The following is a 13759-nucleotide window of genomic DNA, read 5'->3' on the forward strand; positions in this document are numbered from 1 at the left end:
GGCCGTCGTCGCCCGTGGTGGGCGGGAGTGCGCGGGAGGGGAGACGGCCGCCCGGGTGTTTCCGCAGGTGAGCGGTGGATGCGGACGGTTTCTCCTGGCTCTTCGTGATCTCAGGGTGGTGGTCGGACGGGGGCGGGGACGAGTGGGGCACCCCGTACGGTGAGTCGGCGTACGGACACGAAGAGTGGACGGTACGTCTGATGGCCCGTCAGGATCGAGGTGGACGCGGGCGGCGTGAGGAGCCGTCGTGGTGCGCGGTGCGGAGGAGAGGAAAGGGGCGGCGGATGGACGTGGTCGGGGTCGAGGGGGAGGTGGCCGGGAGCGCCGGCGGTGCGCGGGCGGTTCCGGCGGGGGAGTGGGAGCGGGAGCCGCATCCGTCGGACAGCCTGCGGACGTTCGGGGCCGTCGTCCAGGCGTTGCGTGAGCACGCGGGGCTGAGTCGGGTCGACCTGGGCGCCCGGGTCCAGTACTCCAAACACACGGTCGAGTCGGTGGAGTTGGGGCGCCGGATGCCGGACGAGGCGTTCGTGGAGCGGGCGGAGGAGGCCCTGGGTAACACCGGTGCGCTGCGGAAGGCCGCGCGGCATCTCACGCGGGGGGAGGCGGGGTTGGCGGCGTGGTTCCGGCGGTGGGCTCGGCTGGAGCGGGAGGCGGTGAGTCTGTGCACGTATGAGTGCCGGTTGGTGCCGGGGTTGTTGCAGTCGGAGGCGTATGCCAGGGCGGTGTTCGAGGGCACGATCCCGCTGCGGACCGATGAGGAGCTGGAGGTGCAGCTCGCCGCGCGGATGGAGCGGCAGGTGATGATGCGGGAGCGGCCGACGGTGCCGTTCAGCTTCATCGTTGAGGAGCATGTGTTCCGGCGGGGGTTCGGGGATGTGGAGGCGATGCGCGGGCTGGTGGATCACGTCCTTGAGCTCACGGCTCCGCGCAACGTGACGCTTCAGGTGGTGCCGCTGGGGGCCGGGTTGCACGCGTGTCTGGATGGTCCCCTACAGATCCTGGAGACCTCGGAGGGGCGGAGGCTCGGGTACTCCGAGGGACAGCAGAACGGTCGACTGATCTCCGACCCGAAAGAGATGATTCTGCTCTGCCAACGCTATGACACACTGCGCTCGCAGGCCCTGAACCCGACAGAATCCCGGGACCTGCTGGAGCGACTGCGAGGAGAGCTATGAACAGCGGTACGTCGGAACTCGCCTGGTTCAAGTCCAGCTACAGCGGCAGCCAGGGCGACAGCTGTGTGGAGATCGCGATCGCCGAACAGGCCGTCCACGTACGGGACTCCAAGGACGCGACCCGCCCGGCCTTCGCCGTCGGCCGCGAAGGCTGGGGGCGGTTCGTACGGTTCGCGTCGGAGCGCTGAGCGACTTGAGGGCGTGCCGTCCGCCGGAGTGGCGGACGGCACGCCCTCACCGCGTTCGGGATCCCTTGGTCTCGTCCGTGGAGCCGTAGCGGTGGCTGGTGCTTTCCCGGTGGAGCCACCTGTGTCGGCTCCGGTCCGGATGTCCGGTCAGAGGGGGCTCATCGAAGTGCGCCCTTCACGCAGTCCGAACGCCGGGGACTGAAGGGCCGGCCTGGATTCACCACGGTCTTCGACGGCTCCCTCCTACTCCCGTCGGCCGACCAGTGTCTTGTGGAGCTCCCGCTTCTCCTCCGGGGTCCTGGCCGCCCGGACCCGGTCCGCCCAGTCGCTCTTGATCTCGTCGAGGAAGGCGTGCCAGCTCTTGCCGTCGCCGCCCATCTTCGCCAGTTCCACCAGCCGCTGGTTGTTCTTCATCTTGCCGTCGCCGATTTTGTCCGGCTTGTGGCCGTGCAACGCGGACTCGGGGTTGGCGGTCGTCTCGGTGGACTTGACGCCGTGGTGGTAGCCGACGGGGCTGGAGGCGCCCGGCGCGATCGTCTCGATGCCGACGAGCAGGGAGCCGTCCGTGGACGTGGTCGGTGCGGTGAACACCAGGAGCATGTGGCCGTAGGAGCCGTTGGGGAGGATGACGTCGCCGTTCCAGTCCTTGGTGCCGATGCCGCCGATCGCCTGGTCGATCCCCAGCAGCTTCGGGGTGGCCACGCCCGGGAGGGCCTTCGACGCCACGTTCGTCAGTGACGCCCCGATGCCGCCCTTCTCCACGAAACGGCCGGACGTCCCGTCCTTGTTCTGGCCGATGGAGGAACGGTGCGTGGCGAAACCTCGTTCCTTGACGTGCTCGTCCTGCTTGCCGTCCTCGGTGACGCCGAGGAATTCGAGCAACTGATGGGGGTCGTCGCCGTCCTGGAGGGCGGGGATGCGGATGTTCACGCGTCCGCCGTGCGCGAGGGCCCGGATGACGTCGCCTTCCCGGTAGTCGACGTGGTTCTTGTCCTTGGTGTACTGCAGGCCGTGCCGCAGGATCAGCAGGACGTTGGTGAGGATCTTCCGGGCGAAGGCGTCCTGCGACTCGTGCTCCGGAGCGAGTTCTTCCGCCCCGGGGTGCTTCCGGTCCTTCGGCACGCTCTCGGGGACCAGGGTGTCGAGGGCCGTCTCCCGGATCTGCGCATCCCGCTCCGCCTCCAGTTCCCGGCGCTCCTCACTGTCCTCGGCGAGCCCTTGGGTCCGCATGAAACGACCCAGGGTGTAGGCGGGGTTGATCGGGATGAGGGAGCCGGGGGCGGGTCGCTGGGTCCGGAAGGCGAGCGTCGCGGCGAGGATGCGCCGACCCGGGGTGAGCTTCAGCCAGTCCGAGTAGTCGGGCTTCTCCTCCGCGGCCTTGCCCTTGTCCTCGGACGTGCTTGTCCTCGCCGCGGCGGACCTCCGACCCTCGGCGATCCTGAGGCCGTCCGCCATGGTGCCGATGCCTGCACGGTTCAGCCACGCCGGCCGCTTCTCCGACAGTAACTCGATGTCCTCGAGCTCTTTTTCCTGGAAGACCTCGCCAAGGACCAGCCGCCGTTCCAGGACCCACCGCATCTTGGCATCGGGAAGCAGCCAGTCCTCCGGCCACTTCTTGTGCGGCTCCCAGATGTTGAACTTCCGCTTCTTCTGACGCGCGTGCTGCTCGATCGACCGGGCCAGCCGCACGATCGCCGCGTCCGGGTCGGTGGACGTCTCCAAGGACGCCTCGTCGGGAGGAGGGCCCGCCTCGGTCTCCTCCTGCCGCCCCCGCTGGACCGCTGCGGTCACGGCCCGGTTCCCGGCGGTGCGCTGGAGCGCCAGCAGGCCGGTGGGGTCATCCACCGTCCGCGACGGGAAGTCCGATCGTCTCTGCCGCGCGTCCCGGTCCTGCTGCCGCTCCTGTTGCTGCTGCCGTGTACGCATCCCTCAGACTGACCTGTCCCCGGTTCCGTATGCAAGGGTTTGATCTTCGCGGGCTGCCGTTGGGGTGTCGGGGCCTCGGCCCCGCTGCTGTCCGGCGGCACGGGTACTCCAGTCGGTGCCCGAGGTCAGGACGACGACCGGACGAGGATTGCTGCTCTGGCTTCGACGTACCACGTGCGTTGTTCCTTGGCTGAGCGGTGGGGCATGCCCGGGGGTGGCCACCGGGTGGGGCCACCCCAGGAGCAGGTCAGTCGTGGCGGGGGCCCTGACCGGGGGCGGGACGAGGGTGGAGCGGTAGGTGCCGGACTCGCCCTCGGTGAGCGGAGTTTCCAGGGTCAGGCGGCCGCGCAGCACGGTCTTGACGGCGACCCGGCGGTGCGGGGAGTCCGGGCCGGCCTCGAGATCCTCGGCCCGGTGCACCTCCCCCATGTTCCCGCGCCCCACGGCCCCGTGATCCGGAACCGCCCGCCGACCGTCTCCAGCCCCACGTGCCCCTCCCCAGCTCCACCCGTCTCGCGCAAGACGGGTGCATTTTGCAGGGAGCGTACACCTTTGCGCGCGCAGCGGGCGAGGGGCTGTGTGTTGGCGTTGTCAACGTGTTACGACTCGCGTGGATACTCGGATCAGATCCTCTCCAGATCCCGGTCCCGGGTCTCCGGCAGCGCCAGGACGCAGACCAGTGAGAGCAGGGCCATGGCGCTCATGAACCAGCCGCCCACCGACGGGCTGTAGTTCTCCGCCGGCGCGGTGACCACCAGCGGGGCCGCGGCACCGCCCGGCACACCGCCGAGGTCGTACGAGAAGCCGGCCCCCGAGTACCGCACGCTCGTGCTGAACAGCTCCGGCCGGACCGTGGATGATGCCCGTGCACAGCAGGTCGCGGTGGCCCGCACCGCTGGACCGACGTCGTACGCCCGTGCCCCGGGGCCCCGTTCGGGGCCGCGCCGCACGCCCGTCGTCACCGGGAGGGCCGAACCTCCCGGGACGGCAGGGGGCCCTGATCACATACGGTGCCGGAGTGTTCTCCACGCCACCGCCACCGCCACCGCCACCGCCACCGCCCCCGTCACCCCGGCTGGCCGGCCTGACACCGGCGCGTCTGTCCCCCGGGTACTTCGCCCTTGTCATGGCCACGGGCATCCTCTCCGTCGGCTGCCAACTGCGCGGCTGGACCCTGATGCCCCGGTCCCTCCTCGCCCTCACCGCCTGGACCCTGGTCCTCCTCGCCATGCTCCACACCCTGTTCACCACCAGGTCGCGGTAGCCGGAACGGGCGTGACCAGCCGTACTCCCCGCCCGTCCGGCCCCGCCGCCGTCAAGGCGGACCAGCCTGTCCGGGGCCGCGTCCACCGCCGTCGGCTGCCGCCGTGCCGGGGCCGCGCGGTCACGCTTCGACGGCCGGTGCCGTGAGCACGGCCCGGACGGCCCTGCCGCCGGGTGGGCGGGGGCGGCGGGGGCGGCGACGAGGGTCGTGGTGCGGCGGCGGCAGTCCGCCCGGGGAACGGCCCGTCCCGCCGGAGGCCCGGGCGGTATGGATCATCCGTGGATCGAATGTGGATCGGCGCCCATGAGGATGCCCGTGACGTCTGGTCACAGACGGCTACGGCAAGAGGAAAGGCATACTCATGGGGTACAGCAGAACCGGCCTGTGGGCCGCGGGTTCGGCCCTGACCGCCGCGATGGCGCTCGTCGGCGCCCTCGCCCCGGGCGCCGGCGCCGAGCAGCAGCACGACGGCAGCGGCGAGAAGGCCGTCCCGATCTCACAGGTCGTCGGCGCCGACAACCTGCGGAAGATGAACGAGCAGCGCCCCCTCGTCGCCGCTGCGAGCATCCTGGCCAAGGCCCAGGAGCAGGGCGACCACGAGGGCTACACGGGCATCGGCCTCCAGGAGGACCACGTCACCCTGTGGTGGAAGGGCGATCTGCCCGAGCCCGTACAGCGGGCCGCGGAGCGGGCCCGCAGGACCGCCCCCGTGCACATCGCCGCCGCGGATTACTCGCTGGCCGAACTCAAGGACGCCTCCGAGGTCTTACAGGCCCAACTGGAGAAGGACCCCTCACTCGGCCACAGCGTCAAGATCCCCACTGACGGCAGCGGACTGGTACTGGCTCGGAACACCACCAGCACAGCGCGCACCACCACCTCCGCCGCGCAGGACCGGCCCACGGTCGACCGGATCGCCGGCGTGCCCGTGAAGGCGGTCAGCGAGGAGCCCATGCGGGAACGCTCCCGTGTGAACGACGGCGCGCCGTGGTCGGGCGGGGCGCAGATCAACTTCAACGGCGGTGCGTGCACGGCCGGGTTCGGTGTGCGTGACGCGAGCGCGACCTACCTGCTCACCGCCGAGCACTGCGGCCGGAGCGGGAACCGGTTCACCAACCCGCAGGGCGTCTACATCGGTACCTCCACCAAGTCCAGCGACCCCCACGACGTGATGCTCATCCCCACGAACTCCGACAACTTCATGTACACCGGGGGACCCGACAGCGACGCGGGCGTACGGGTCGACGGCTGGGACCACGTCTTCCCGGGTGAGTACCTGTGCCAGTCCGGAATCACCAGCGCCCGGGCCACGGGCGGCCCGGTCTGCAACATCAAGGTCCTCTTCTTCTACAACGACTCCGAGGACCTGGTGGAGGCGGAGCAGATGAACGGCCAGACAGTGGCCCGTAGCGGTGACAGCGGCGGCCCCGTCTACACCGCCTCGGCCGGCGGCGGCGCGATAGCCAAGGGCACGCTGACCCGTAGCGCGGGGTCGCGCCTGGGCTTCCAGGACTTCTACACGGCCACACGGGACTTCGGCATCTGGATCAACAAGTAGGTCCGTCCTCGCGGCCCGTGCCGCGGAGCGCTCGGGCGGCGCGCGTCTTCGTCACAGGCGCCGCCCGACGTGGACCGTGACGTACGCGTAGGACTCGCCCTCCCGCGGCGCGCGGTTCCAGGACCGGGTGGTCAGGTGCGGCAGGATGCCCTCGGCCAGGGCGTGCCGGGGCAGGGAGAGGCCGAACTCGTCGTGTACGGCGGCCAGTAGGCACCGCTCGCGGTCCGCCTCGTCGACGCCGTGCAGGAGTTGTTCCGGGTCGAGGGCCTCGGGCACCGGGCCCGTGCGTTCGACGTCCGTGCCGCGCAGCGTGTACGCGTACAGCTCCTCGCCCCCCTCGGCGACCGAGAGGTGGAACACCGCCGGGACGTCGTCGCGACCGCGGCGTATCCACAGCACCACCGCGCGTCCGCCGCGCGAGGCGGCGGCCGGGGAGACGAAGAAGTTCCCGGGCTCCGACGGCCGCGGGGCCGTGTCGAAGCCGAACGCCCACCCGGAGCCCGTCCGGCCCACCGCCACCACGGCCCGGTCCTCCCACGGCGCCGAGTCGTCCCGCTGCCTGCGGTCGTAGGGGAACCACCCGGCGGGACGGCTGGGCGGAGGGGCCAGGCCCGCACCCCCGTCCTCCCCGACCAGGCCGGGCAGCGCCTCCGGCTCCGCGCCCTCCACCCACAGGCACCGGTAGGAGCCGTGCGGGGCGTTCCACCGCTGGGTCTCCGCCAGCCAGCACAGTCCCGGCGGATCCAGGTCCGGCACCGGATCGGGCGCCGGACCGTCCCGGCCGGCCCGGGGCGTGGCCAGCAGTTCCAGGCCGCGCTCCCGCGTCACCACCGGACCCAGCACGGGGTCCCCCAGCAGACCGACCGGTGCCAGCAGGTCCGGCCCCGGCGGCGACCACGACGGCAGCGCGGCACGGATCAGCCGCCACGCCGTGTCCGTGTCCCCCCACCTCGCCGACTCCCACGCCTCGGCCACCGCCCGTCCGAAGGCGCCGTCCGGTGCGTAGCGGTAGGAGCCGTCGCGGACCCGGGCGAGGATCGCGTCCGCGGCCTCCGTGACGCCGTCGTCGGTCTCGGTGCCCAGCACGAACCGGCGGGGGGAGGCGCCGGGGCGTTCGTCCCGCAGGTGCGCGGCGGCCATCACGGGCACCAGCTCATCCGTGTAGCGCGGTTCGGCGACGAGCCCACCGAATCCGTAGTACCCGCCGCCGTGTGACAGCGCCGCCAACTGCTGCAGCATGCCCCAGGCGCGGGGACGCCCGTAGCAGTGCGCCTCGGTGAGCAGCTCCCGGGCGGTCTCCCACCTCCCGCCCAGGGCCTCCTCCCGCGCCCGCTCGACGTCGGCGTCCAGGGCGCGGGTGGTGTCGTTCACGAAGCCGGGATCGCGCGCCCGGTCGGAGTGGAAGCTCTGGTACATCCGCTGCATGTAGGCGCGGAACGACGGATACCGGTCCGGGAACTCGCCGCTCCACCCCTTGTAGACGTACAGGGCCCACTCGCCGTCCTCGTCGGTGTCGCCCGGGTCCAGCAGGGCGTAGGACATGTCCGAGTCGGTCTCCAGCTGCAGCGCCCGCCGCCACATCCCGGCCAGCAGCACCTCCTGCTCGGTCGAGCGCTCGGTCAGCCCCTGCTGGTAGGCCGGGGTCATGTCGAACGGATCCCCGAACCAGTCGATCTCGTGGGCCGCGCCCAGCCGGTAGATGGATCCCCCGTCGAGCCGCCAGCCGTTGCTGGCCGCGAGGAACCGCCGGTAGGACGGAGGGAGCCGGACCCCCAGTCGCTCCTCGGCGGCGGCTATCTCCTCCTCGGCCGCGGGCGGGGCGGCGAGCGCCAGGTCGGCGAGGGTCAGGCCGCCCTCCGCCAGCTCCTCCCTGTCGTCCTCGCCCGGGACCCATTCCTCCTGCCAACGACGGAGGAACTGCTGCCAGTCGAAGTGGTTCTCGGTCTCCTCGATCACGGGCCGATTGTGGCAGCCGCCACTGACAACGAGGCGGTCGACGACACCCCGTCCGAACCACGCCGACAACGTCCCGCGTCGCGCCCCGGCCGTCGAAGAGGCCGCCCACGAGGCCGGCGCCGACGAGGGCCCGTGCCGCGGACCCCGCTGATCGAGGCCGACCAGGTGGCCGGCCTCACCGCCGGCCCTCGCGTCGCGGCGGTCACCCCCGCCGGCTCCACCGAGGCCGGTGCGATCGTCGCCGCGCCGAACACCACGACGGGGACCGGGCCGACCGGATCCCCCGCCTGCCGAACCACCGGCTGCCCGACCGTGTCCTCATGCCGGTGGTCCCCTCACGAAGAGCCGGGTGCGCTGCTGCCGTTCACCTTCACGGCGACGGTTCGAGGCCACCCGTCGGACGGTCGTCCCGTGCCGTCCTGTCCGCCGACGCCGGCCCGGCCGGTGATTTCACCGATTCCCCCTTCCCGGCCGCCCGTTTGACTCGGCGCGAGCCGGTCCCGGAACGATCCGCGGGGACCGGCGGCAGGCACGACTCGCGCAACCGACGAGGGCGCGCCGGCGCGGTCGACCGGCGTGGCCGGAAGGGATTCCGAACATGTCTCGTACCAGCAGGCACCTGCGCTTACTCGCTGCCGTGGCCGTCGGCATCACGGCCCTGGGAACCGCGGGCGTCGCGACGCCCCCCGCCTCCGCCGCCGTGCCGGTCTACAGCGAGGACTTCTCCGACGGGCTCGGCACCTTCACCGCTTCCGGTTCCGTCAGGACCGGAACGTACGGCGCCCGGCTCAGCGGGTCGCTGTCCTCCGACCCGTCCATGGTGTCCGCGCCCATCGACCTGACCGGGTACGGCGACCTCACACTGTCCTACACCCGGGCGGCATCGGGGCTGGACCTCGGTGAGACCTTCACCGTGGCCTACTCGGTCGGCGGCGGCCCGTTCACCACGCTGGAGTCGGCGCGCACCGCCACGGGCGCGGTGTCGTTCCCCCTGCCGGACTCCGCCGAGGGCGGTGACCCGCGGTTGCGGTTCTCGCTGGACGCCAACGGTCTCCTGGAGACGCTGACCGTCGACGACGTGCTGATCGAGGCCGCCGGCGGGGGAGGCCCGACCGACCCGCCGACCGGGTCACTGCCCCCGGTGGACGACGTCACCGAGCCCGGTCCGTACGCGGTGACCGTCGACGACTCCGCCGGCCCCGGTGACGACGGCTGGCTGGTGTATCCCTCCGACGCCGGCCGGGACGGTGTGGACCACCCGGTCCTCGTCTGGGGGCCGGGTGCGGGGTCCGACCCCGCCGACTACGAGGACATGCTGCGCCAGTGGGCCTCGCACGGCTTCGTCGTCTACAGCGAGGTCTCGTCCAGCAGCGGCGCCTACATGGTCGACGCCCTCGACTGGCTGGAGGACCAGAACGCCAGTCCGGGCAGCCCGCTGTACGGGGACCTCGACACCTCCGAGGTGGCCTTCGGAGGCCACTCCCGCGGGTCCATCGGCACGTTCGACGTGGCCGACGAACCACGGCTGGAGACCACCGTCCACGTGGCCGGCGGTTCGTTCGACGGAAACGGCCCCGACAGCCTCCGCAACCCGGCCCTCTACATCGGCGGTGACGAGGACTTCGCCACCGCCAACATGGAACGCGACTACACCAGCACCGACGTGCCGGTGTGGTTCAACATCCTCGACGGCACCGACCACATCCTCGCCACCCGCAACGGGCAGCACGTCATCACCGCCTGGCTCCGGTGGCACCTGGCCGACGAGGAATTCCGCCGCACCCAGGACTTCCTGAGCCCCGGCTGCGCCTTCTGCGGTCTCGGCGACGTCCAGTACAAGAACTGGTAGGTCCTCCGAGCCGGCCGTCACTCCCCGAGCGTGGTGACGGCCTCCTCGTAACCGCCCGTCGGCGGCGCGGTGTCGGGCCCGTACACGAGGTTCAGCACGCCCGTCGTGAACGTCTGGGACTTCAGCAGCTTCAACGGGATCGACGGCTCGCCCTCGTCGAAGAGGCGCATGCCCTTGCGTACGGCGACGGGGTGGACGAGGAGGTGCAGTTCGTCGAGGAGGCCCGCGGCCAGCAGCTGCCGGACGACGGAGACCGAGCCGCTCAGCGAGATGTCACCGCCCGGCTCGCTCTTCAGCGCGGCGGCGACCTCGGCCACATCACCCCGCGCCTGCTCGGAGTTCCGCCACCGCAGGTCGAGCCGGCCGCGTGAGAACACGATCTTCCGCATGTCGCCGAGCTGCTTGGCGAAGCCCGCGTCCTCGCCGCCCGCCGCCTCCCGCTCGGGCCAGGCGCCGGCGAAGCTGTCGTACGTCCTGCGGCCGAAGAGCAGGACCTCCGTGGTGCTCATGCCCGCGCCGACGGCGGCCCCCATCTCGTCGTTGAAATACGGGAAATGCCATTGATCGGGCGCCTCGACGACGCCGTCGAGCGAGATGAACAGGCTGGCGGTGATCTTCCGCGGCATGGTGTCCTCCGAATCCTGGTGCGTGTACCGGGTATGACCGTGCCACCCATCGAAAGTCATCGGTAGGCGGCACGCGGATCGTTCAGACGGTGTCCGGTTCCCTGCGGCGCTCCGACCCCGGTACGCCACCCGCCGTCCGGCGCGGATCCGTGACACTGCCCAGCCGGCCCAGCAGGAACCCGGCCGGCACCGTCACCAGGCCCGGGATCGTCACGTCCCAGATCCTGAAGTCGTACTCCGGGAAGATCGACCCGGGGGTGCCGGACACGTACGGCGACAGCGCGAGCGCCACGATGCTCAGCGCCGTGGCCCCCCACAGGCACCACAGCGCACCGCGGGCGGTGAATCCGGGCCAGTACAGGGCGTACAGCAGGACGGGCGCGAGGGCGGCGCCGCAGACGGCGAGCCAGAGCGTCGAGACGACCACCAGGTTCCAGTCGGCGGCGACGACCGCCACGACCGCGGCGAGGGCCCCCGTCAGCGCCGCCGACCACCGCGACGCGGCACCGTCCGCCTTGCCCGCCGGGCGCCTGCCGGAGAGCCTGCCGGACGCACCCAGCACGTCCCGTCCCAGGGCGATGCCGGCGGCGAGGGTCACGTCCACCACGGCCGCGAGCGCGGTGAGGAAGAGGACGCAGGCCAGGGCCGCGACCAGGACGCCGCCGCTGTCGAGCGCCCGGCCGAGCAGCAGCGGCGTGAACACCTGCGCCGCCGGGCCGGCCTCGCGCAGCGCCTCGCCGACGAGGGCCGCCGCGCCGACGCCGACGACGGCGAGCGCGCCGTACAGCAGGGTGAGTTCACCGAGCATCCAGCGGCCGCCGGACCGGGCGCCGCGCGGGCTCTTCGCCGAGATCGCCCGCATCAGCACGGCGGGCATCGCCAGCGTGGCCATCGACATGCCGAAGGTCTGCCCGATCCGGTTCACGGCCCCCACCCACCCCTCACCGGTGTAGCCGCCCGGACGCAAGTACGCCCCGCCCGTCCGCGAGCCGTGCGCGGCGGCGTCGAGCAGCCGCCCGGGATCCCCGCCGAAGCGGTGGAGCACCAGCACGGCGGCGACCACCAGTACCGGCAGCGCGATCACCGACTTCGCGATCATCACCACGCCCGTGCCCCGGATCCCGCCACTGACGGCCAGCGCCGTCATCACGCAGCCGATCACCACGATGCAGCCGGTCCGCACACCGGGCTGCCCGATCAGCGCCGCGGCGACGTTGCCGACCACCACCAACTGCACGACCAGCAGCGGGAAGCAGACGAGCAGGGTCACCACGCCCCACGAGACGCGTACGGCGGGCCCGCCGCTGCCGCGCGCGTCCAGCATGTCCGCGGCCGTCAGCGAGGCGTGCCCGCGCAGCGGCTCGACGATCAGCACGAGGAGCAGCATGACCCCGATCAGGCTGCCCAGCATGACGCCGAGGCCGTCGAAGCCGGTCGTGGCGACCATGCCCACCAGTACGGTGACCGTCGCGACCGTGGTGGTGTCGCCGCCCATCGCGATGCCCTGCTGCCAGGAGCGCAGCCGGCGGCTGTCGGACCGTACGAGGGCCCGGTCGTCCTCGTCGGCGCCGGTGACGACGCACAGCATCAGGCAGATCACGACGAACACCGAGAACACGGCGAGGACGAGGGACCGGGACGAGGGATCGAGCAGCGTGGTCACGACCACCCCCGGGCGCCCGGCCGCGGTTCGAGCCGGTCGACCCGTCGCCCGTACACCACCAGCGCGTGCACACCGACGGCGAAGGGCACCACGGCCAGGAGCGCGCCGAGGCTCACCGGTCCGGCGATCCGCGTGCCGTACACGGCCGGTACGAGGGCGGCGGGCAGCACGTAGAACAGCCAGACGACGGCGATCCGCATGCCGAGCCGCAGCCCGACGGCCAGCCGCGCCGCCTCCTCGGCGTCGTGCCGCTCGTGCTCCGCCGGAGGCCGGGCGCCGGCCGCGGGCCCGTCATGGTGCGGCGGCCCGTGCCGGGGCTGCGGTCCGAAGGACATGTGGGTGGCTCCGCTCACGTCGATCCGGCACCCGGAAGGGGTGCGGATACGGGTGTGGGGGGTGGGCGCGGAGTCAATCAGACCCCCGCGCGGACCCGCACGCCCCGGGAGCAGATCTGTTCCCCCGCCCAATCCGGAGCCGTGCGGACGGTGAACGGGCACTGTCTGATCGGGAGTCGAGCGGCTGGGCGGCCCGACCGGGTGATGACGGGGTGATCACGTCGCGGGTGCCTGGACCACGGCCGCCCGAGCCGCCCGAGCCGCCCGAGCCGCCCGGGCCGCCCGGCCATCACCGGGCCGCGGTGCCGCCACATCCCCTTCGGTCTTGCGTTCACGCGGTTCGGAAGAGGGGAGCGACGGCGTTCCTTTCGAGAACCCTCAATGTCCCGGAAGGGACCGGGCACCCTGGTGGCCTGCCGCATCTCCTCGGCCCGAGTGCGGGGAAGGCCGGACGCCCGGAGCTCGGTCGGGGAGCGCGGACGCATGCGGATCGTCTGTCTCGTCACGGACACCGTCGTCAGGCCCGGCATCGAACCAGGGCTCCGTGCCCGTCGGTGTACGGGAGCGGAAGGTCAGGTTATGGAAGGTGCCGTGGCGCCATTGGCCGACTCTCCCGTCTCGTTGGTGATCGCCCATATCCCGTCGACAAGGGTCGGCGATCGCCAGGAGCTCTTACGGCTCTCCAAGTTCTGCAACAGAGCGTATCCGAGGCAGAGGACCACTTCGTGTCCCTCATAAGATTCGAGGTTGAGCACTGCTGCCTCGACCTGGCCGATCTCGGTGACGAGTATCGGGACAGCATCCCTTCCTTGGACAACGGTCAAGCCGATACGTGCATAGATGGACGCGATGAGGTCCGATCCGCCGGCTCGCGCCACCAGCTCCTGATCGGCGTCCCGAGTCAACTCGACTATCTGCGTCTGCGCATGACGCAGAACCTCGATGAGGTCCTTTGCCTCGTTGATGCTTACTTGTAGAGCCAAGGGCGGTTGTTCGGCCGCCTGGTCGTTTTTACCGCGGCGAAATCTTCGCATTCCTGTGCTCCGGGGTGGCCCACGACTTCATTCTCTTCCCTTGACGGACGGACTCGGGTGAACGCCTCAAACTTCTCTCGAAGCTGCTCACCCGCGATGCTTTCGAGATTCCCTCTCGGGCCTGACACCTTCTCGCGTCCGGCGGGGTGGCGTGACGTGTGAAGGTCACGCCACCCCGCCTTTCC

At 71.5% G+C, this 13759-nt stretch carries 12 protein-coding genes; 5 read left to right on the forward strand and 7 right to left on the reverse strand.

Annotated features, from left to right (window positions below; genetic code table 11):
- Nucleotides 1–284 precede the first annotated feature (284 nt).
- Nucleotides 285–1175 (forward strand): Scr1 family TA system antitoxin-like transcriptional regulator, encoded by an 891-nt coding sequence (locus ACIA6T_RS08840; protein ID WP_399445852.1) that lies wholly within the window; start codon nt 285–287, stop codon nt 1173–1175.
- The gene (locus ACIA6T_RS08845) at nt 1172–1363 is read left to right on the forward strand and encodes a DUF397 domain-containing protein (protein ID WP_399445853.1); all 192 of its coding nucleotides are present in this window, start codon (nt 1172–1174) and stop codon (nt 1361–1363) included. The genes ACIA6T_RS08840 and ACIA6T_RS08845 overlap by 4 nt, the downstream gene beginning before the upstream one ends.
- A gap of 243 nt (nt 1364–1606) precedes the next feature.
- On the opposite strand, the gene ACIA6T_RS08850 is transcribed toward ACIA6T_RS08845, so the two are convergent.
- Nucleotides 1607–3208, reverse strand: a complete 1602-nt coding sequence (locus tag ACIA6T_RS08850; RefSeq protein WP_399445854.1) for a PE-PGRS family protein — start codon at nt 3206–3208, stop codon at nt 1607–1609.
- A 704-nt stretch (nt 3209–3912) separates the two neighbouring features.
- Entirely contained in the window at nt 3913–4113 is a 201-nt protein-coding gene (locus tag ACIA6T_RS08855; protein ID WP_399445855.1) for a hypothetical protein, read from the reverse strand.
- A gap of 302 nt (nt 4114–4415) precedes the next feature.
- On the opposite strand from ACIA6T_RS08855, the gene ACIA6T_RS08860 reads away from it, so the two are divergent.
- Both ACIA6T_RS08860 and ACIA6T_RS08865 read left to right on the forward strand, forming a co-directional pair.
- Nucleotides 4416–4553 carry a hypothetical protein gene (locus ACIA6T_RS08860; RefSeq protein ID WP_399445857.1) on the forward strand — a complete coding sequence of 46 codons (138 nt, stop codon included), beginning with the start codon at nt 4416–4418 and terminating at the stop codon, nt 4551–4553.
- A 361-nt stretch (nt 4554–4914) separates the two neighbouring features.
- Complete coding sequence (locus tag ACIA6T_RS08865; RefSeq protein WP_399445858.1) at nt 4915–6111, forward strand: trypsin-like serine protease; 1197 nt, start codon at nt 4915–4917, stop codon at nt 6109–6111.
- Between the two features lie 51 nt (nt 6112–6162).
- Here ACIA6T_RS08865 and ACIA6T_RS08870 read toward each other — a convergent pair whose 3' ends face one another.
- Nucleotides 6163–8067, reverse strand: coding sequence for an SMI1/KNR4 family protein (locus ACIA6T_RS08870; protein WP_399445859.1), 1905 nt, complete (start codon nt 8065–8067; stop codon nt 6163–6165).
- 598 nt (nt 8068–8665) lie between these two features.
- On the opposite strand from ACIA6T_RS08870, the gene ACIA6T_RS08875 reads away from it, so the two are divergent.
- Nucleotides 8666–9916, forward strand: coding sequence for a hypothetical protein (locus tag ACIA6T_RS08875; protein ID WP_399445860.1), 1251 nt, complete (start codon nt 8666–8668; stop codon nt 9914–9916).
- A 17-nt stretch (nt 9917–9933) separates the two neighbouring features.
- Here ACIA6T_RS08875 and ACIA6T_RS08880 read toward each other — a convergent pair whose 3' ends face one another.
- From ACIA6T_RS08880 to ACIA6T_RS08895, 4 genes are all read right to left on the reverse strand, one after another.
- Nucleotides 9934–10542 carry a dihydrofolate reductase family protein gene (locus ACIA6T_RS08880; RefSeq protein ID WP_399445861.1) on the reverse strand — a complete coding sequence of 203 codons (609 nt, stop codon included), beginning with the start codon at nt 10540–10542 and terminating at the stop codon, nt 9934–9936.
- A gap of 82 nt (nt 10543–10624) precedes the next feature.
- Nucleotides 10625–12205, reverse strand: coding sequence for a transporter (locus tag ACIA6T_RS08885; RefSeq protein ID WP_399445862.1), 1581 nt, complete (start codon nt 12203–12205; stop codon nt 10625–10627).
- On the reverse strand, nt 12202–12540 hold the full coding sequence (locus ACIA6T_RS08890; RefSeq protein WP_399445863.1) for a hypothetical protein: 339 nt from the start codon (nt 12538–12540) through the stop codon (nt 12202–12204). Before ACIA6T_RS08890 ends, ACIA6T_RS08885 begins: the two co-directional genes overlap by 4 nt.
- A gap of 572 nt (nt 12541–13112) precedes the next feature.
- Nucleotides 13113–13574, reverse strand: coding sequence for a hypothetical protein (locus ACIA6T_RS08895; protein WP_399445864.1), 462 nt, complete (start codon nt 13572–13574; stop codon nt 13113–13115).
- Nucleotides 13575–13759 lie beyond the last annotated feature (185 nt).

Source organism: Streptomyces sp. NPDC051740, from assembly GCF_044453165.1.
Lineage (GTDB): Bacteria > Actinomycetota > Actinomycetes > Streptomycetales > Streptomycetaceae > Streptomyces > Streptomyces atrovirens.

What these genes read in the sequence shown, in the direction of transcription:
- ACIA6T_RS08840 (WP_399445852.1), top strand. Translation starts at nt 285, where the DNA reads ATGGACGTGGTCGGGGTCGAGGGGGAGGTGGCCGGGAGCGCCGGCGGT.
- ACIA6T_RS08845 (WP_399445853.1), top strand. Translation starts at nt 1,172, where the DNA reads ATGAACAGCGGTACGTCGGAACTCGCCTGGTTCAAGTCCAGCTACAGC.
- ACIA6T_RS08860 (WP_399445857.1), top strand. Translation starts at nt 4,416, where the DNA reads ATGGCCACGGGCATCCTCTCCGTCGGCTGCCAACTGCGCGGCTGGACC.
- ACIA6T_RS08865 (WP_399445858.1), top strand. Translation starts at nt 4,915, where the DNA reads ATGGGGTACAGCAGAACCGGCCTGTGGGCCGCGGGTTCGGCCCTGACC.
- ACIA6T_RS08875 (WP_399445860.1), top strand. Translation starts at nt 8,666, where the DNA reads ATGTCTCGTACCAGCAGGCACCTGCGCTTACTCGCTGCCGTGGCCGTC.
- ACIA6T_RS08880 (WP_399445861.1), bottom strand. Translation starts at nt 10,542, where the DNA reads ATGCCGCGGAAGATCACCGCCAGCCTGTTCATCTCGCTCGACGGCGTC.
- ACIA6T_RS08890 (WP_399445863.1), bottom strand. Translation starts at nt 12,540, where the DNA reads ATGTCCTTCGGACCGCAGCCCCGGCACGGGCCGCCGCACCATGACGGG.
- ACIA6T_RS08895 (WP_399445864.1), bottom strand. Translation starts at nt 13,574, where the DNA reads ATGCGAAGATTTCGCCGCGGTAAAAACGACCAGGCGGCCGAACAACCG.